The organism is Magnetococcales bacterium (genome assembly GCA_015231755.1).
Taxonomy (GTDB): Bacteria; Pseudomonadota; Magnetococcia; order Magnetococcales; family Magnetaquicoccaceae; genus Magnetaquiglobus.
This window is the reverse complement of the sequence record JADGAZ010000023.1, coordinates 47,892-67,711: the sequence shown is the minus strand read 5'-3', so window position 1 is coordinate 67,711 and position 19,820 is coordinate 47,892. Positions and strand designations below refer to the sequence as shown.

The window sequence follows — 19,820 nt, the reverse complement described above, 5'->3', positions numbered from 1 at the left end:
ATAAATACGATTTCATGTACAGTTTCAATGTGTTGGACTTTCTGAGGATGCCCTAATTGGAGTCGGCCAGAGAAAGGCGCAGGGCTCGCCGTTCACCCTGGCAGACATCTCAACTGCAGGCTGAAGGGGCACAGACCTGCCATTGAAGGAGCAACCTTATTTGATCAATTCCCGGTGAAACAGGACAAAACGATCTGGTTGGCGAGTTGTTGCAGAACATCCAGCAGCTTTTTTTTGTTGATCGGTTTGGTCAGATAAAGATTACATCCAGCTTCCTGGCTGCGCTGGATTTCCTGCTCCATGGCATGGGCCGAGAGGGCGATGATCGGCACGGGAGCACGTCCCGTCTCCTGTTCTCGCAGACGAATCTGGCGGGTGGCGGTATAGCCGTCCATTTTTGGCATCTGGACATCCATGACCACCACGTCGAAAATTTCCTCTTGTACACGAGCTACGGCCTCCACACCATCGTTGACTATGACCAATTGGTGAGGTGTCCCCGTGAGATAGGCCGTAAACAGCACCTGGTTTTCCTCAACATCTTCCGCCAGCAGGATGCGCAGAGTCGTATTGTTTGTTGCCATATTTGGCTCTACAGTCGTAACGGGGCACTCTGGGGCTGCCGCAATCTGCATGGGGAGCGTGAAAAAGAATGCACTCCCTTGACCTGATTGGCTTTCAACCCAGATCCGGCCCCCCATCATCTCGACCAAGCGCCGGGATATGGCCAGTCCAAGTCCGGTGCCCCCATAACGTCGGGTAATCCCGGCATCGGCCTGCGTGAACCGGTCGAAGATATTGACGACATGCTCCTGGGCAATGCCGATGCCAGTATCGACAACCTTGAAAAGGAGTGTTTCCGGTTCCTGGGGATGGATGGTCAGGCTGACATCCACCCGTCCCTGTTCGGTAAATTTGATCGCATTGCCCAGCAGATTGATGAGTACCTGACGTATCCTGGTATCATCACCCAAAACGGCTTCCGGTATGTCGGAGTCCACCCAATCCTCCATGATGAGTCCCTTCTGCTCGGCAACCACCTGCATCAAATGGGCGGTATCCACCACCACCTGACGGGGAGAAAATGCATTGATTTCCAAAGAGATTCCTCCCGATTCAATGCGGGAGAAATCCAGGACATCATTGATCACTCCCAGCATGGCCTTCCCCGAGTGGTGCATGGTCTCGGTGAAACGACGTTGCGTGGGATTCAAGTCGGTCTCCAGCAACAACTCCGACATGCCCAGCACCACATTCATAGGCGTACGGATTTCATGACTCATGGCGGCCAGGAATTCCCCTTTGGCCTGGGTGGAGGCTTCAGCCAGTTCTTTGGCCTGGAGCAGTTCCATTTCAATGCGTTTACGTTCGGTGATGTCGGTGGAGACCCCGCATAAACCGATAATCAGGCCGTCATCGTCAAAAAGCGGGTGTTTGATCTCCCAGTAAACATGCCAATCGGGTGTGCCAGGCGCCACCTCGATTTCCTGCTGGGTAGCTTCCCCTTTGACGAGCACTCTGTCATCCACCTCGCGCAACGTGGCCACGGTTGCGGGCGGGAAAAACCGGTTGTCGTCGCAGCCAACCAGTTCTTCCGCAGAACAATGAAACAGTTCCAGAGTGTAGCGATTGGCGTAAATGTATTGATACTCTTTATTCTTGATATAGATGCGGGAAGGAACATTGTCCAACGCATCGGTCAAACGTTTGGCCTTGGCCAAAGCTTCCAGCAATGTTTGTTGGGAATGCTTGAGATCCGTGACATCTCTGGCCGTGGCATAAGTCAGCCCTTCGTTCTTGATGTGGATTGCACGCCAGGAAAGCCATCGGAACGACCCATCTTTGCAGAGGAAACGATTCTCAAAGTTAAGTGACAATCCGACTTTAAGTTGTCTACTCATCAGATCCTGCGTAGCTTCCTGGTCATCGGAATAAACGAAGTGGAGAAACGGTTTGGACAGCAATTCAGCTTCCGCATAGCCTAGTAGATTCAAAAAGGAGGGATTGACCTTTTGGAAACATCCCAAGGGGTCCGCGATACACATCAGGTCAGAAGCCGTCTTGAAGAAATTGAAATACTGCTCCCGTTCCATTTCCGCCTGCCTGCGTTCGGTCACGTCATCGAAAGTGGCGAGAAAATCTGTCCCCAGGGGGATCCCGGAAATCAATACGGTACGTTGTACGCCCTTCTTGCTGGCAACCTGAAATTCCACAGGCTGCAAATCGGTCTGCTTGGCACGCGCATCCGCCATTGCCCGGTTCCAGGTCGACAGCACCTTCTGTCGGTATTCCGGATCGGGATAAGCCAGATTCCACCAGGCGGAGAGGGTAGGCAGATCCGCGCTACTGTAGCCGAATATGTGTTGAAATCGGTCGTTGAACTCGATCTGCCCACTATCCTGCTTGACGAAACACAAGGGAATGGGGGCATGCTGAAACAGTTGTTTGAACCGATGCTCAGAGATGGCGACAATTTCGGTTTCGTGTTGGCGTGCCCTGATCTCCTGTTTCAACAGTTCCTCACGGTTTTTGATCTCCAGAATCATATGATTGAACGCCCTGGAAAGGACGCCCAGTTCATCATCATACCGGCCAATCTGCACCCTGGAGTCGAAGGAACCTTCCGAAACCTCTTGCACCGTTTCGACCAGGATACGCAGATGACGCCCCAACAGATAATGAAAGAGGATGAGAATAAAAAAAGAGACCGTAAAAGTTTTTAGCGTCTGACTGACAAGAATAATAATGATCTTATCAAACAGACGTTGATAAACCGCATCCAGGTCTGCCAGCAGGATGACCTTGCCCAGCGGCACCAGAGTATTCCGGTGAAGATGGTCAAGGGAGAAGGCGTGTTGCAGGGTATGCTGATCCCGGTAGGTGCCCAGACTATCGAGACGTTCCGCATGCTCGTTTTCTATCCGCACATATTGCATGTCCGGGAAACGCATGATGCCCTCCAGTTGGAGGTGCAATCCAGTGGTGCTGTGAACCCAAATCGCAGTGGATAGCGTATCACGATAACTGACTTCAATTTCATGCAGACTGTCATTAATGGTCAGAACGTCATGCCGGTAATCCAGGAACAATTGCATCGAAGTAATCAGAAGCGTGACAATCGAACTGAACACCAAAATATAGACCGCAAAACGTTTCCCGATTCCCTTGAAGAAATCGGCTGGATACACGGCTCTTTTCCTGGGAGTGGATGTTTTCATGGACGCCAATTCATATATGGATCTGTCTCAGTGAAAAAAATTTTGCAATGCCGACTCAAAAATCTTTGTGTATGATCCATCCTCTTTCATGCGACGGATCTCGGCGGTCAATCTTGGCACTAGGTTCTGGTGTTTCTTATGCAGATAGAGATACCAGTTGCCAACCAGGAAGGGAGGCTCCAGGATGTACACGTCCTTGATCTCCAAATTTTTGATCGTCATCATACCGGTCATGCGTTCGATGATGGCCAGATCGATCCGGTCATCGGCCAGCATTTGGAATAATTGGGTCACATTTTCCACCCGGGTGACGGAATGGGCCTTGGTGGTATTCCATTCAACGATTTTCCAACCCGTCACGATGCCAACGTCGTAGGGTTGCAGATCCTCCGGTCCGGTCACCTTGAAACGGGCGGTGCGAGAAAACAGAACCAGTTCATAGCGCATGACCGATTCCGGCACCTGTACCAGATTGGGATAATGGGTTTCCATCCCACTGATCCTGGTGACATCTCCATCATCGATGCCCCGATTGGCATTGATCACCGCACGTTCCGCAGGCAACTGCTGAAATTCGACCGTCATGCCCAATCGTGCGAAAAGCTCCCGGTAAAAAACATCCAACACCCCGGATCCGTCCGGTGCCGTAATGGGGGCACTGTGGGGACTGTTGAGTACCAGTCGGGCTGGCTCGGCCAGCGCACTGGTTCCCAGACTCACAAAGCAAAAAAACGTCATGATGGTGCGCAACACGCGCTGTGGTTCCATCCGGTCATGATTCCCATGGATGCTGGTTCCGATGAAGTCCGCTCAACAGTCTGCGCCGATCCAAGCGGTACTAACGGAAATGGACAAAAAAATACCCTATAATAGCACAGTCTAACCCACCTGAATTGTTTTTTCCAATACCTCTTCTTCACGACAAAGAAAACTCCGCAACACCACGGGCAACTCATCCGCGAACGGCGCGGCCAATCCACCGATTACAAAACGCCATGTTGAGGATTGCAGCCACCCCACACAGAAAACTTTGTCGCCGACTCCATGGCGAGATCCTTGAAGGAACCGTGACGCAGGTGTCCAGATTGTACTGCCAAACGACCTGGGATTATGTTATCATGTCCATTTGGTGCAAGGAGATTATCTCTATGATCTGAGAGCATATTTACCTTCCTTTGGTTGGATGTGGGGGTGCCAGATTATGATATTAGATACCGTTGGTCAGTTTTTCGATGTCAGTGACTATCTGCCGCACGGGTTTTGCATCCGTTGGTCGTCCTCCTTGTTGTTGACTTATGTAATCAGCGATCTTTTGATTGCCCTTTCGTACTTTTCCATGCCTATAGCGCTGATCTATTTCGCACGGCAGCGTAAGGACTTTCCTTATCGATGGTTGTTGTGGATGTTTTCCGCATTCATTATGGCGTGCGGTTTGACTCATGTCATGGGCGTATTTGTATTGTGGCAGCCTCTGTACGCTCTGGATGCCCTGCTCAAGGCGGCCACCGCGGTTGTGTCGGTGATCACCGCCACCGCGCTTTGGCCGTTGATTCCCCATGCCTTGAAATTGCCCAGTCCCGCACAATTGGTGAAGGCCAATGAGGCGCTGCAATCCGAAATCGCCGAGCGCATCCATGTGGAACGCGCCCTGCGGAGGGAAAGAGATGTCAATCGCGAGATCATCAACGCCATGCCCGGCATCTTCTATCTGATCAGCCAGGAGGGACGCTTTCAGTTGTGGAACAGGCGGTTTGAGGAGATCACCGGTCGGACCGCGGCAGAGGTCAACGACGCCTCACCGATTGATTTCTTCTATGGCGAAGAGCGGGCGTACATCGCCGAACGTATCCAGGAGGTCTTTACCCAGGGATTCGCGACCGCCGAGGCCAACATCGTGGGTCAGGGCGGCGGGACGACCCCTTATTATTTTGTGGGGCAGTGCATCACGCTGGACAGCGTCCCCCATGTGATCGGCATGGGGCTGGACATTTCCGAACGCAAACGGATGGAACAGACGCTGCGCGAAACGGAGCAGCGGTTGCAGGATATCCTCAACAATACGTCGTCCGTGATCTTCATGAAGGATCTGGCGGGTCGATATCTATTCATCAATCGACAATATGAAGAATTGTTTCATATTGACAATAATAAATTTCAAGGCAAGACCGATTTTGACCTGTTCCCCGCCGACGTGGCGGTCTTGTTGCAGGGCAACGATCGTCTGGCACTGTCCTCCACCACCCCGATTCAGGCCGATGAAGTCATCCCCCATGACGATGGACCGCACAACTACATTTCGGTCAAATTCGCGCTGCGGGATGAACATGGCCAGCCTTACGCGATCTGCGGCATCTCCACCGACATCAGCGAGCGCAAACGAATGGAGAATGCCCTGCTTTTGGCCAAAGAACAGGCGGAAGCGGCCACCCAGGCCAAGGGGGAGTTCCTGGCCACCATGAGTCACGAGATCCGCACTCCCATGAATGTGGTGCTGGGCATGTCGGAGTTGCTGCTGGAAACCGATCTTAATGCGGTGCAACGGCGTTTTGTGCTGACCATGCACCACTCCGGCAAGGCGCTGTTGGGGGTGATCAATGACATCCTGGATTTCTCCCGCATCGAGGCTGGACGCTTTTCATTGCTTGAAATGCCTCTTTATCCCCGCCAATTGGTGCGGGAGACTGCGTATCTCATGCATATGGCAGCCGAAGAGAAGGGGCTGATCCTGCAATCGGAGGTGGCACCCGAAATACCGGAAGCCGTACTGGGTGACGATGGACGGGTGCGTCAGGTGCTGATCAATCTGTTGGGCAACGCGATCAAGTTCACCCATCATGGGCAGGTGGGGGTGCGTCTGACTCTGGAATCCGTCCAGGCGGACACCTTGCGGTTTGAGGTCAGCGATACCGGGATCGGGATCGCCCAGGCGCAGGTGGAACATATTTTTGATCGTTTCACCCAGGCTGATGAAGGCATTACCCGACGCTATGGCGGCACGGGATTGGGATTGGCCATCTCGCGGCGTCTGGTCGAGATGATGGGGGGACGCATTTGGGTGGAAAGCCGTTTTGGCCAGGGGAGCACCTTCTTTTTCACGCTGCCCATTCGCGTCGTGGACGTTTTCGGCTTTTCGGGTGTTGAGCAGCAGCAGGAGGTCGCGGTAAACAATGGGAGTGGTCTACGCATCCTGCTGGCCGAGGATGTCGAGGAAAACCAAGCATTGTTCGAGGCCTATCTCATGCAGACACCGCATCAGGTGGTCATCGTCGGCGATGGGGTGGAAGCAGTCCATCGGGTGCAGGAAGAGACATTCGACGTGGTGGTCATGGATGTGCAAATGCCGAAAATGGACGGCTACACGGCCACCCGCCAGATCCGTCTGTGGGAACAGGAAATGGGGCGGCCTTCCCTGCCAATCATCGCCCTGTCCGCCCACGCCATGGAGGGGGAGATGAAACGCAGTCGGGAAGCCGGTTGTAATCTGTATCTGTCCAAACCGATCCAAAAAGCGAAATTGTTGGAAGCCCTGCAACAGATCGCCAATCAAATCCACGATGACAACCCCTTGAAAGACGCACAACCCCATGCGGAAAAAAGCAATCACGAGCCTGAGAACTAAAAAGACGTGGTGAGCGTTGTCATGCCGTTTGCAACCAGTCGCTACCAACGCTCTTTTCCCGCCTCCAGTGACGCCTCCCGGTCCAAACGTGCCGCGCGTATGGTCAGGGACACGGGTTAAGACCTGAAACCTGAAACACGCATGGGCATATCACAAAAACAGATTATAAAATGATTATTCAGCATTATCCGTCACCACACCACCTATGCTAAACTGGCATAATTTCGGTTCCATTAAAACCTGGACACTTCAAGAAATCACTTCGTGTTTGTATTGATGGATTATGATCGGGTTTCACGGAATTCTTAGAATTTTAACTTCTTTCCATGGTTGCATCACCATTCATGCGGTGCGCTCCAGGCTGCATGGTCAGCAACGAATCAGGAGGTATCATGATGCGTGCGTTTTTCATCGATAAAGATGCCGTGGCGCATTGGATCCGGCATCTGGCACGAAGCCATACCGTCTATTTCCCGCAGCGTGCCGGTCAATCCGGATTTCGCTTCAAACCGGTGGGGGAGACCACGGAAATCCAATTCGATCGCTACCACCCGACGCTCTCCCCACCCGGAAAAAAACTGACCCCGGCGGAAGAACCCTTGTTCCGCTATCGCAAACGGGGGGACGAAGCACCCGAGTTGGTGCCCATCCTGGACCGGTCCCCCCGGATTCTGGCCGGTGTCCGTCCGTGTGATCTCAAGGGGATCCACCTGATGGACCAGGTCAACCGGGAAGGTCATGGAGATCCCCACTATCTGACCCGTCGCACCCACAGCACCCTCATGGCCCATGACTGCCTGCAACCCTGTGACGCAGCCTGCTTTTGCGACGCGGTGGGATCCCTGGGTTGGCGGGAAAATGCCGATATCTTTCTGACCTCCATCGACGATCACATCCTGATCGAAGTCCAAACCCCCGCAGGAGAAACATTGATCCAAGGGATGGATTTCCCGGTGTGCCAGGAGGTCGCCTCGGTGAAAGCCCGTGCCGAAGCCCAACGCGCCAAACCGTTCGGACGGCAGTTTCATGCCGATCTGGCCCGCATTCCCACCCTCATCGCCAATCAATGGCACGCTCCGGTGTGGGAAAAGCATGTGGAGGCCTGTTTTTCCTGCGGCAGTTGCAATCTGGTCTGTCCCACCTGCTACTGCTTCGATGTCCATGACGACTTCGACCTCACCGACATCAACGCCGGCCAGCGCACCCGCACCTGGGATGGTTGCATGCTGCCCCGGTTCGCCGAGGTGGCCGGTGGACACAATTTCCGTTCCAATCCGGCGGCCCGTCAGCGTCACCGGGTCAAACGCAAGTTTGAATATCTGACCGAACGGTTTGCCGAAGGCAGTTTCTGTACCGGCTGTGGTCGATGCGGTCGCCAATGCACGACCGGTATCGACATTTTCGATATTGTCAACGATTTGATCGATCACGCGGAGGCGAACTCATGAGTGCGACCCCCTACGCATCCGACCCGACCATCGATCCGGCGCTCTATCTGCCGCGCATGGCCCGCATTCTGGAAGTGACCCCCCTGACCTCCCGGGAAAAATATTTCAAGGTCGAACTCCCAGAACCCCTGGGACACCGCCCCGGCCAATTTGTCATGCTCTCTTTGCTGGGGGTGGGGGAGGCGCCGATCTCCATCTCCTGCGGCCCGCGCACGGATACCATTCTGGAAATGGTGATCCGCAATGCGGGCAGCCTGACCCAGGTGCTGCATGGCCTCAAACCGGGTCAACAGGTAGGGATACGGGGTCCATTCGGTTCCGGGTTCGATCTGGAGGATTTTTACGGCAAACAAGTCCTGTGTGTGGTCGGCGGTTTGGGACTGGTGCCGATGCGCTCCCTGATCCAGCCGATTCTGGCGCAACTGGACCGCTTTGCCGCTCTCACCATCATCAGCGGCTGCCGCACCCCCGCCGAGGAACTGTATCGCGAAGAAATGCGCGCCTGGGAACGACTCGGACAAGAGACCGGCAAGGTCCGGGTGATCCGTCTGGTGGACCGCACCCAGAATCTGCCCTGGGATGGCCAAGTCGGACTGGTCACCGCGCCCCTTCCCTCCCTGCCCATCGATCCGGACAATACGGTCGTGGCCCTGTGCGGACCGCCCGTGATGTACAAATTCGTCCTCCTGGAACTGGCCGCACGCGGACTGCCCCACTCCCGGATTTTCGTGGACCTGGAAAGACGCATGAAATGTGGCGTGGGCAAATGTGGCCATTGCCAAATCAACCATGTCTATTGCTGCCAGGAAGGACCGGTGTTCCGGTTCGACCAGATCGCGCATCTTCCGGAGGCGTTGCAATGAAACCAAAAGTGGCCTTCTTTGACTTCGCCAGCTGCGAAGGGTGTCAACTCGCGGTTCTCAACTGCGAAGATGTCCTGTTGGACATTCTGGGGCTGGTGGATATCGTCGAATTCCGCGAGGCGATGTCGGAAACCGCGCCGCGTTTCGATGTCGCCTTCATCGAAGGGAGCATCAACCGGGAACAAGACGCCGAACGGCTGAGAGACATCCGTGCCCGCAGCACCTATCTGGTGGCCATGGGGGCGTGCGCCTGTATCGGCAATGTCCAGGCCCGTTCCAACTTCATCGCGCCTGCGGAAAATTTCCAGCGGGTCTATGGGGTCGAGGATCGCAACCGGGTACAGACCGATCCGGAGTTCTGGCCCCTCTGGGCCCATACGCGGGTACGGGCGGTACATGAGATCGTGCCGGTGGATTTCGAGTTGCGGGGCTGTCCTTTGGTGCCCGAAGAGTTCGTGCATCTGGTCAAATCGCTGGTCACCGGAGCCATCCCCCGTTTTTCGACCCAGGCGGTCTGCGTCGAATGCAAGATGCTCGAAAACGAATGCGTCTACGATCAGGGCGAAACCTGCATGGGGCAAATCACCCGTGGGGGCTGCAAGGCCATCTGTATCACCAACGGTTACCGGTGCGATGGCTGCCGGGGCGTGCTGCCCCATGCCAATCTGACGGCCCATCATGGTCTGCTGAAGAGCAAGGGGCTTTCCGAACCCCAGATCACCAATCGTTACCGCCTGTTTTGCAGCGCGGAATCCCTCGGTCGGGTCGGGAGAACCGGACATGACAAATAATGCCAAAACCTACACGATCGATGTGCATCACGTCACCCGCGTCGAGGGACATGGCAACATCCGCATCAATACCCGCGACGGGGTGGTGGAGGATGTGAAACTGTGCATCGTCGAGGCCAACCGATTTTTTGAAAGCTTCACCCGCGGCATGACGCCCCACGAAATCCCCTGGGTGGTGGGTCGCATCTGCGGCATTTGCTGCGTGGGCCATCAACTTTCGGCCACCAAGGCGGTGGAGGATGCCCAGGGCATTGCGGTTTCCCCCCAGACGGTCTTGTTGAGAAAAATGCTCAACGAATCCCAGTTTCTGCAAAGCCATGTGCTGCATGTCTATTTTCTCGCGGTGCCGGATTTCGTTGGCGCGCCCAGTGTCATTCCGCTGATCAAGACCCATCCCGAGGTGGTGAAACGGGCCTTGCGACTGAAAAAACTGGCCAACGACTATACCGAGGTGATGGGAGGACGCACCATTCATCCCATGAGCAACACCTTGAAAGGATGGCGCAGGCTTCCGGATCTGGAGCGGCTCGAACAGGTCCGCAATCGTTTGGTGGCTGCGGTGCCGGATCTGCTGGAGACGGTCGGAATCGTCAAGACCCTGAAAATCCCCGGCTACGAACGGGAAACCGAATTCGTCTCCCTCAAGCATCCCGACGAATATGCCCTGTACGAAGGCGATGTATTCAGTTCCGACACCCAAAGCGGCGTGCCGGTGCGTGACTATCGTTCGGTGACCAACGAATTCACCGTGGCCCACTCCACCACCAAATGGTCCCGCTGGCATCGGGATGCCTATGCGGTCGGGGCCTTGGCCCGGGTCAACAACAACTTCGACCAGTTGCATCCCGAAGCCAAAAGCGTCGCCGAGACTCTGGGCCTGAAAACGCCCTGTTACAATCCCTACATGAACAACGTCGCCCAGGTGGTGGAGATCGTCCACTGCGCCTACAACAGTCTGGCCATGATGGAGACCGTGCTCAACGGCGGCTTGCGGGAAGAAGACATCGGTCATACCCCGAAAGCGGGTCGCGGATTCGGGGCGGTCGAGGTGCCACGCGGCATTTTGTTCCACGAATACGCCTTCGACGAGGCCGGGCGCTGTTGCGATGCCAATGCCATCATTCCCACCAGTCAAAACGTCAACAACATCGAGCAGGACATGAAGGCTTTCGTGCCGCTCATGCTGCCGGAGATGTCCCAGGAGACGTTGACCTTGCACATGGAAATGCTGTTGCGGGCCTATGATCCCTGCATCTCCTGTTCCGTGCATATGCTCAACGTCGAGTTTGTCGATTGAACCGGGCAGGAGTGGCCACGTGAGGTTGACGGTGATCGGCGTCGGCAGTCGTGGGGCGCGGGATGACGGGATCGGTCTGCGGCTGGTGGAAGCCCTGGCCCAATCCACGGCATCCCCCGGCCTCACGCCCGTGTTGTGGGAGGATGCCGACGCCTTGACCCTGGCTTACGATCTGCTCACCCTGACCGAACCGGTGCTGATCGTCGATTGTGCGAACATGGGTCTGGAAGGGGGGATCTGGCGTCACTTCCGGCCCCGGGATGGCCTGTTGAAAACAACCGTCGATTCCCTTTCCACCCACGGATTCGGTGTGGCCGAAGCCCTGGAAATCGCTTGCGGATTGGGTTTTGATCATCCTGTGGGGGTGTTCGGCGTCCAACCGTTCGATCTGTCGCCGCAACCGGGCCTGACCCCCGAAATGACGCAGCGCGTGCCGGAACTCCTGACCGGATTGCAAACGGTCGTGGGGTGTCTGCTTGCGGAGTGGCCTGCGGCGCTGCCTGAAATCCAGGCGGTGATTCCAGCACCTGGACGCTTTGCGCGTCCGATGTTGGCCTTGGGGATCGAAAGCAAAAATGCCCTGGCGTTTGGACATGGAGAGTCGATCACCCTGTTCCGACCCTGTGGCGACCTGACCGATCCGATGGCGCGCAACGCCATGGAACAGGCGGTCCTGGCCCTGTTGGACCATCCGTCCCATCCGCCAGAAGCGTTGGTGGTGGATCGGCATCCCGACCTTTACCCGACGGTGCTGGGAGGTCGGCTGGCCCGGGAACGCTCCCTGGAGTTGGTGACGGTCCAGCATCATCAGGCCCACGCCGGGGCCTGCATGGCGGAACATGGCCTGCACGCAGCCTTGGCCTTGACCTGCGACGGCATGGGGCATGGACTGGATGGCTCCCTGTGGGGGGCGGAACTGCTCCATCTGCACCCCGGCGGCTGGAGCCGCCTGGGAACTTTCGCGCCGGTTCCCCTGCCGGGCGGGGATGCGGCGGTGCGCCAGCCGGTCCGGCAACTGCTCGCCCGTCTGCTGGCCGCCGGCGTGACCATCGATGCGGCTTGGCAGACGCGGCTCGGTTTGTCGGCGGTCGAGATCGACCTTTGGCGCCAACAATGTCGCCTCGGGGTGAACGCCCCCATGAGCCACGCCGCCGGACGGCTGTTCGATGCCTTTGCCGCTTGGCTCGGATCCGCCCCCCGGGTCATTGCCCACGAAGGGGAACCGGCCATGGGACTGGAAGCCATGGCGCATCGATGGCCAGAAAAACCGTGTGATCGGCATCTCCCCTTTGCGCTCCGGGAAGAATCGGGCATGGTTTGGGTGGATTGGTCACCCTTGTTCGCCGCGCTCCCGGTGGAACCGGTGCCCGAGGAAGATCGACCCGCCTGGGCTTATGGATTTCATCAAGCCGTGGCCGAGGCTCTGGCGGCTCTGGTCGAACAGGGCACCCGGAATACCGGTGTGCGTCACCTGGTCCTGAGTGGTGGCGTCTTCATGAACCGTCTGCTCAAGGATTTGCTGCGGGCCCGGTTGCACGCATCGGCAGTGAAGATCTTTCACCATCAACGCCTCACGACCGGGGATGAAAGCCTTGCGGTCGGACAACTCTGGATCGCCGGAGAGAGGGATCGGTCATGTGTCTAGCGGTTCCCATGCAACTGGTGGCCATGGGTGCGGATGAAACCGGCACCGTGGAACTGGATGGCATTCAACACACCATCGGATTGATGCTGATCGAAGAGCCGAAAATTGGCGAATATCTGCTGATCCATGCCGGCTATGCCATCGAACGGCTCGACTGCGCCGAAGCCGAAGCCCGCCTGGCTCTGTTTCGCACGTTGGCCGCGATACATCGCCAGGAGACCGGGCAGGAAGTCTTGTTGGTGGCCGCTCCGCTCCGCCCGGAGACGCGCAGATGAACTATATCGATGGATTCCGCAACCAGGATGCCGCGGCCCGTTATCGGGTCACTCTGGCGCAACTGGGTCAGGAATGGGCGGATCAAGGGGGCCGCGCCTGTTTCATGGAGGTGTGCGGCAGCCATACCATGGCCATTGCCCGCTTTGCGATTCGGGATTTTCTGCCGCCTTCGGTAACCCTGGTCAGTGGACCGGGCTGCCCGGTGTGCGTGACCGATCCGGGCTATATCGATGCCGCCATCGAACTGGCCATGCAAGGCAAGATCATCGTCACCTTCGGCGACATGATGCGGGTGCCCGGCTCCCGCTCCACCCTGGCCAAAAGCCGGGCCGCAGGGGGATGGATCGAAAGCTGTTACTCCCCGGTGACCGCCCTGGAACTGGCCCGTGCCCATCCGGATCGGGAGATCGTTTTTCTGGCCATCGGCTTTGAAACCACGATGGCCCCGGTGCTGGCCATGCTGGATACGGCCCGACGCGCCGCCATTCCCAACCTGACACTGCTGACGGCGTTCAAGTTGGTGCCGCCGGTGCTGGCCGCGCTGATCGCCGATCCGGAACTGAAAATCGATGGTTTTCTCTGTCCGGCCCATGTCAGCGCCGTGATCGGGGCCCATGCCTATCGACCCTTTGCCGATACCCATGGGGTGGCGTGCGTTGTGGCCGGATTCGAGCCACTGGATATCCTCCATGGGGTGGAGGGATTGCTGCGTCAGAAGATCGCCGGACACGCCACGGTGGACAATCAATACAGCCGGGTGGTCCGTCCGGAGGGCAATCGCATCGCGCAACGGCTCGTGGATCACTATCTGATGCCCGCCGATGTCTCCTGGCGGGGGCTCGGCGTGATCCCGGCCAGCGGATTGGTGTTGCGCCCGGAGTTCGCCCGATTCGATGCGGAGTCGCGCCATGGACTCACCGTGCAACCCGGTCGCCTCAATCCCCATTGCCTGTGCGGCGAGGTTCTGAAGGGCAAAATCCGTCCCGTTCACTGTTCCCTGTTCGGAGTGGCCTGCCATCCGGAACACCCCCTCGGTCCCTGCATGGTCAGCTCCGAGGGGAGCTGTGGGGCGGAATATCGTTTTGCTTCCGGCGGAGTCACACGATGAACCACGATCAGATCCTGCTCGCCCATGGGGGCGGAGGGCGACTTTCTCACGCGTTGATCACCGATGAAATACTCCCCCGTTTCGGTTCCGGCCCACTGGCTTCGCTGCCCGACGCCGCCGCACTGGAACTGGACTCCACCCGGATCCGTTTCACCACCGATGGATTCGTGGTCCAGCCGCTGGAATTCCCGGGTGGCAACATCGGGGATCTGGCTGTGCATGGTACGGTCAATGACCTGGCGGTGAGCGGTGCCCGTCCACGCTGGCTCTCCCTGGGGTTGATTCTGGAAGAAGGCTTGTCGTTATCCCTGTTGCGCCGGGTGTTGGATTCGATTCAACGGGCGGCACACGATTGCGGCGTGATCGTGGCCACGGGGGATACCAAGGTGGTGCGACGCGGCCAATGCGACGGACTTTATATCACCAGCTCCGGCATTGGCGAGGCTTTGCCCGGCTTCGATCTGGGACTGGATCGGATCCGGCCAGGGGATCGCGTTCTGGTGAGCGGTCCACTCGGGGATCATGGTGCGGCGATCCTGGCCGCGCGGGAAGGCATTCAGGGTTTCCATGCGCCCGTCAGTGATTCCCGTCCGGTGCATCGACTGGTGGAAGGGGTAAGCTCCCTGGCTGCGGGAATCCGCTTCATGCGCGATCCGACCCGGGGCGGATTGGCAACCGTCCTGAATGAAATGACGACCGGCAGGGATTTTGGTATCCTGATCCGCGCCCGTGAGCTGCCCTTTTCGCCGGGCACGGCGGCCCTGGCGGAAATGATGGGATTGGATCTGCTGCATGTGGCCTCGGAAGGGTGTCTGGTGATGATTTGCGCGGCGGAAGTGGCGGAATCAATTCTTGCTGTGTGGCGTACCGTGCCGGAAGGACAAAAAGCCCAAGCAATCGGTGTGGTCACGCCGAATCAAGCCGGTCGGGTGATTCTGGAAAGCGCCATCGGTGGCCTGCGGGTAGTGGATGTGCCCAGCGGCGAACTGCTGCCCAGGATCTGCTGATGCACGAACTCAATATCGCCATGGCCCTGGTGGAACAAATCCGGGAATTCATGCTGGAAGAAAAGGCCCAGGAACTGATTTCGGTCACCGTGTCGGTCGGTGCCTTGAGTGGCGTGGAAGCCGATGCCCTGGCCTTCTGTTTTCCCCTGGCCATCGAGGGCACCCCGATTCAAGGAGCCAGCTTGCAGATCGAACCGGTGCCGGTGCGACTCCGTTGTCGGACGTGCGATACCGAATCGCAACCCGAAGAGAGCCATTGGATCCAGTGTGTGGCCTGCGGTTCCGGCCATGTGGAGATCATCGCGGGTCATGATCTGATTCTGCATTCCTTGGAGGTGCGCTAAAGATGTGCCAGGATTGTGGTTGCAGCATGGAACACCATTCCCACACCCATCACTCCGCACGGGGGGGTCACCACGATCACACCCACGATCACCACCATGATCACACCCATGAGAGGACCATCCTGCTTGAAACCAAGGTGATGGCCAAAAATGCCGCCCTGGCCGAACAAAACCGTCAATGGCTGGCGGCACGAAGCATTCGGGCCATCAACCTGATCTCCTCCCCTGGCGCGGGCAAGACCTTGCTGCTGGAGCGTACCCTGGAGTTGCTGCGGGATCGGGTGTCTTGTGCCGTCCTGGTGGGCGATGTGCAAACCGATCACGATGCCAGGCGTCTGCAAGGCAAGGGAGCGCGGGTCTGCCAGATTGAAACCCGCACGTCGTGCCATCTGGATGCCCAACAGGTGGGCCAACGGCTCCCGGAACTCCTGCCGGACGGAGGGCCTGAACGATTGCTGATCATCGAGAATGTCGGCAATCTGGTCTGTCCGGCGGCCTTCGATCTGGGGGAAGATCTGAAAATCGCCCTGCTTTCGGTCACCGAGGGGGAGGACAAGCCGGTAAAATATCCATCCTTGTTTCATCAAGCCCCGGTGGTGGTGATCACCAAGATCGATCTGGTGCCCCATCTGAACTGGAAGATGGATCGTTGTCGGGAGGCCATTCTTCAGGTGCGACCCGATGCCCGAATCCTTGAGTTGAGCGCCACCACAGGGGCCGGTCTGGCGTCGTGGATCGCATTTCTTGAGCAGTTGGTGGCCTGAGATGACGCCTCCTGCCGCCAACTCCGATCCACCTTTTTTCGACTGGGATACCAGCATCTGCGAAAAGGGTCTGCGCACCACCGAAATGTCGGAACGGGGCTGGTGGTTCATCCGCACCCGCTGGAATGCGACCGCGCTCTGTTTTCTCGGGGCCATCTGGTCGGTATTGCCTCCCCTGGAAGCCACACCCCGTTTTGTCATCGATTATCGGTTCTTTCTGGTGGTCGGCCTGCTGCTGGCCGCCAGCAATCTGCTGTATGCCCACATGGCGAAATCCCTGATCGTGGGTCAACCCTCGAAGAAAAGACTGTGTCGATTCCTGAGTTTTCAAGTGTTGACCGACTATTTCAACCTGTCGATCCTGACCTATGGGTTGGGTGGCATTGAAACGCCGATCATGATTCTGTTTTTGCCGCATATCATCTTGTTGACACTGTTTTTCTCCCGCTCTTACAGCTTCGTGATGACCTGGATCGGGATTTTGTTCGCGAGTCTGCCGATTCTGTTGGAATACATGGGTTGGGTGCCGATCATCTCCATTTTTGACGTGATGCACAAAAGCGGCGGCATCAGTTCCAATCTGGTGATCACGTCGAGCTACATTCTGGGGATCACGGCTGCGTTTCTCATCTGCTGGTATCTGGTGGGAGATATTACGGCGATTCTTCTGACCCGGGAACGACAACTGGAACAGGCCTTCAACCGTCTGCAACTGTTGGATCACGAAAAATCCCAGATCACCCTGCGGGCCACCCATGAATTGAAAGCCCCGTTCGCCGCCATCAAAAGCTATGTCTATACCCTGCGGGACGGCTATTGCGGCGTGCTGCCGGAAAAGGCCCAGCAGGTGGTGGAGCGGATCGGGGACCGCTGTGATCTGCTGATGGAAAAAATATCCGATATCATTCATTTGAGCAATCTGCGCACCGCCACGCCGGCCAATGCCGGTCTGACCGAAAACGATCTGGTCGCCGTTGTTGCCAAGGATGTCGAGGATGCCCGCCTGATCGGCAAACCGCGCCGGGTGGACGTGCTGTTCCAATCCGATTTGACCGTCTGTCCGATCCTGGCCTCCCGGGAACATCTCTCCACCATGCTTTCCAATCTGTTGCGCAACGCGGTCAACTACTCCAATCCGGACGGCATGGTGGAAGTGACGCTGGGACATCAAGAAAATACGGTGGTGCTGAAAATCCAGGATCACGGCATCGGAATTCCCGAAGAACACCTCGAAAAAATTTTCGAGGAGCATTTTCGTTCCAACAACGCGGTGCGTTTCAATCCAAACAGCAGCGGCATGGGTCTGGCGCTGGTCCGGGAGATCGTCCGGCTGCATCATGGCGAAATCCAGGTTGTCAGCCAACTGGGTGCGGGGTCCTGCTTTACCGTGACCCTGGCACGTTTACCGAATCAATCAAAATAAGGAGACAAACATGGCCAGAATTCTGATCATCGATGACGACCAGGACATCACCGACAACCTGACCATGATCCTGGAAGGGATCGGTCATCAGATCACCGTCAAGGGGGATACGGATCATCTGCTGGAAGATGTCCGCGCCATCCACCCGGATCTCATCATTCTGGACATCATGATGCCCGAAGATTCCCAGGCCGGCTTCAAGGCGGCCCGTTTGCTCAATCAGGATGAAACCATCGGCAAGATTCCGGTCCTGATCCTGTCGGCGGTTAATCAGCGCAGCAAACTGTCATTCGGTTTTTCGGAAAGCGATATCAGTACGGATTTCATGCCCGTTGAGGCGTTCATTGAAAAACCTGTCGAACCCAAAATATTGATAGAAAAAATCAACAGCCTGATTGGACGGTCTTGAGACTGATTGACACCGATCTGGATTGAATTCCAATGGTTTAATAAGTCGAATCACCCAGAGACCTTCGTCATGAAAGAAAATCTGCTTGCTTCCCTCAGTGTCCAGCAACGCATCTGGTTGCTGATCCTGTTGGCGATCGTGTTTCTGCTTGGGCGCGAAGCGATGGTTCTGCATACCCTGGACAAGGAAATCAAAACCAGTCGTCAGGCCAAGATCCAACAATTGACCGATGTGGCTTACAGCGTGTTGAATCACTTTCATGCGTTGGAGAAGCAGGGGGAAATGACACGGGAGGAAGCGCAGCAAAACACCTTGAAGGCGGTTGCCATTCTGCGTTACCAGGAAAAGGATTATTTCTGGATCAACGATCTGCATCCGAACATGATCCTGCACCCCTTCAAACCGGAGATGAATGGCCAGGATCTTTCTGGTTTCAAGGATCCGGAAGGCAAGACCCTGTTTGTGGCCATGGTGGAAGAGGTGAAAGCCCACGGTCAAGGCTTTGTGGCCTACATGTGGCCCAAGCCTGGCCTGGACAAACCGGTTCCCAAACTCTCCTTTGTGCGGGGATTCACCCCCTGGGGCTGGGTTGTCGGCACCGGACTCTACATGGATGACTTAAACGACATCTTCTGGGCCGAAGCACGCAAAATGCTGTATATTTTCGCAGCAGGGGTGATCATGCTGATCGTGCTGGCCTACCTTCTGGCCCGTTCCATCACCCGGCCTTTGTCCCATGTGGTCAAATTTTCCCAACGAATCGCCGGAGGAGACCTGAGTGCCACCCTGGGCATGGTGCAACGGGATGAAATCGGCCTGTTGGGCCAATCCCTCGATCATATGGTGACCCAATTCCGTCAAGTGGTACAAGAGGTTCATCTGGCTGCGACAGCCGTGAACAAAAGCAGCACCCTGATGACCCAAAGAGTGGAAATCATGGCCCACGCCGCCTCGTCCCAGGCGGTCTCGGTCGAAGAAACCACCGCATCCGTGGACGAGATGACCAGCGCCGTGCAACAGACATCGGAACACGCCCAGGAGACGGAACGCATCTCCGGGCGGGCCGCTCAAGAGGCGCTTCGCGGGGGGATTGCGGTAGAACAGGCTGTGGCGGCCATGCAGGAAATTGCGGGCAAGATTTCGGTCATCGAGGAAATCGCCAGACAAACCAATCTGCTGGCCCTCAATGCGGCCATCGAGGCCGCACGCGCCGGAGAACAAGGCAAAGGCTTTGCCGTTGTGGCCGCGGAAGTGCGCAAATTGGCGGAACGCAGCCAATCCGCCGCGGCTCAGATCATGGAGATATCGGCTTCCAGTGTCTCCGTGTCCGAGCAGGCCGGAGCGATCATGCAGCAATTGGGTCCGGAAATCCAACGCACCTCGGATCTGGTGCGTGAGATCGCCGCATCCAGTGCGGAACAAAGCCAAGGAATCCAGAACATCAACAATGCGGTGCAAAATCTGGATCAGGCGATCCGGGAAAATTCCAGCACCGCAGACGCGTTGTTGCATGCTGCCGAAGATCTCTCCAGTCAGGCCCAGCGTCTGTCCGAATCAATCCGGTTTTTCCGCACCGGGCATGAGATCGCCGGATGATTCGGAAACACT

The 19,820-nt window shown here is 56.9% G+C and carries 16 protein-coding genes; 14 read left to right on the top strand and 2 right to left on the bottom strand.

Annotated features, from left to right (window positions below; translation table 11 throughout):
• Positions 1 to 164 precede the first annotated feature (164 nt).
• Positions 165 to 3,188: a PAS domain S-box protein gene (locus HQL98_14045; GenBank protein ID MBF0273167.1), complete on the bottom strand. Its 3,024-nt coding sequence runs from the start codon at positions 3,186 to 3,188 to the stop codon at positions 165 to 167.
• A gap of 57 nt (positions 3,189 to 3,245) precedes the next feature.
• A complete protein-coding gene (locus HQL98_14040; protein ID MBF0273166.1) occupies positions 3,246 to 3,986 on the bottom strand; it encodes a transporter substrate-binding domain-containing protein in 741 nt (246 codons plus the stop codon).
• Between the two features lie 676 nt (positions 3,987 to 4,662).
• On the opposite strand from HQL98_14040, the gene HQL98_14035 reads away from it, so the two are divergent.
• From HQL98_14035 to HQL98_13970, 14 genes are all read left to right on the top strand, one after another.
• Positions 4,663 to 6,837, top strand: a complete 2,175-nt coding sequence (locus tag HQL98_14035) for a PAS domain S-box protein (GenBank protein ID MBF0273165.1) — start codon at positions 4,663 to 4,665, stop codon at positions 6,835 to 6,837.
• A 392-nt stretch (positions 6,838 to 7,229) separates the two neighbouring features.
• Complete coding sequence (locus tag HQL98_14030) at positions 7,230 to 8,285, top strand: 4Fe-4S dicluster domain-containing protein (protein ID MBF0273164.1); 1,056 nt, start codon at positions 7,230 to 7,232, stop codon at positions 8,283 to 8,285.
• The gene (locus HQL98_14025) at positions 8,282 to 9,148 is read left to right on the top strand and encodes an FAD/NAD(P)-binding protein (GenBank protein MBF0273163.1); all 867 of its coding nucleotides are present in this window, start codon (positions 8,282 to 8,284) and stop codon (positions 9,146 to 9,148) included. Before HQL98_14030 ends, HQL98_14025 begins: the two co-directional genes overlap by 4 nt.
• The gene (locus HQL98_14020; GenBank protein ID MBF0273162.1) at positions 9,145 to 9,939 is read left to right on the top strand and encodes an NADH:ubiquinone oxidoreductase; all 795 of its coding nucleotides are present in this window, start codon (positions 9,145 to 9,147) and stop codon (positions 9,937 to 9,939) included. Before HQL98_14025 ends, HQL98_14020 begins: the two co-directional genes overlap by 4 nt.
• Positions 9,929 to 11,236, top strand: a complete 1,308-nt coding sequence (locus HQL98_14015) for a Ni/Fe hydrogenase subunit alpha (GenBank protein MBF0273161.1) — start codon at positions 9,929 to 9,931, stop codon at positions 11,234 to 11,236. Before HQL98_14020 ends, HQL98_14015 begins: the two co-directional genes overlap by 11 nt.
• Before the next feature lie 19 nt (positions 11,237 to 11,255).
• Positions 11,256 to 12,881 (top strand): hydrogenase maturation protease, encoded by a 1,626-nt coding sequence (locus HQL98_14010; GenBank protein MBF0273160.1) that lies wholly within the window; start codon positions 11,256 to 11,258, stop codon positions 12,879 to 12,881.
• Entirely contained in the window at positions 12,872 to 13,156 is a 285-nt protein-coding gene (locus HQL98_14005) for a HypC/HybG/HupF family hydrogenase formation chaperone (protein ID MBF0273159.1), read from the top strand. Before HQL98_14010 ends, HQL98_14005 begins: the two co-directional genes overlap by 10 nt.
• Complete coding sequence (gene hypD, locus HQL98_14000; GenBank protein ID MBF0273158.1) at positions 13,153 to 14,265, top strand: hydrogenase formation protein HypD; 1,113 nt, start codon at positions 13,153 to 13,155, stop codon at positions 14,263 to 14,265. Before HQL98_14005 ends, hypD begins: the two co-directional genes overlap by 4 nt.
• Positions 14,262 to 15,272: a hydrogenase expression/formation protein HypE gene (gene hypE / locus HQL98_13995; GenBank protein ID MBF0273157.1), complete on the top strand. Its 1,011-nt coding sequence runs from the start codon at positions 14,262 to 14,264 to the stop codon at positions 15,270 to 15,272. The genes hypD and hypE overlap by 4 nt, the downstream gene beginning before the upstream one ends.
• Positions 15,272 to 15,616: a hydrogenase maturation nickel metallochaperone HypA gene (gene hypA, locus HQL98_13990; protein MBF0273156.1), complete on the top strand. Its 345-nt coding sequence runs from the start codon at positions 15,272 to 15,274 to the stop codon at positions 15,614 to 15,616. The genes hypE and hypA overlap by 1 nt, the downstream gene beginning before the upstream one ends.
• A gap of 2 nt (positions 15,617 to 15,618) precedes the next feature.
• Positions 15,619 to 16,380, top strand: coding sequence for a hydrogenase nickel incorporation protein HypB (gene hypB / locus HQL98_13985; protein MBF0273155.1), 762 nt, complete (start codon positions 15,619 to 15,621; stop codon positions 16,378 to 16,380).
• 1 nt (position 16,381) lies between these two features.
• Positions 16,382 to 17,803, top strand: a complete 1,422-nt coding sequence (locus tag HQL98_13980) for a HAMP domain-containing histidine kinase (GenBank protein MBF0273154.1) — start codon at positions 16,382 to 16,384, stop codon at positions 17,801 to 17,803.
• Between the two features lie 10 nt (positions 17,804 to 17,813).
• Positions 17,814 to 18,212: a response regulator gene (locus HQL98_13975; GenBank protein MBF0273153.1), complete on the top strand. Its 399-nt coding sequence runs from the start codon at positions 17,814 to 17,816 to the stop codon at positions 18,210 to 18,212.
• Between the two features lie 69 nt (positions 18,213 to 18,281).
• Positions 18,282 to 19,808 (top strand): methyl-accepting chemotaxis protein, encoded by a 1,527-nt coding sequence (locus HQL98_13970; GenBank protein ID MBF0273152.1) that lies wholly within the window; start codon positions 18,282 to 18,284, stop codon positions 19,806 to 19,808.
• The last annotated feature ends 12 nt before the right edge of the window (positions 19,809 to 19,820 follow it).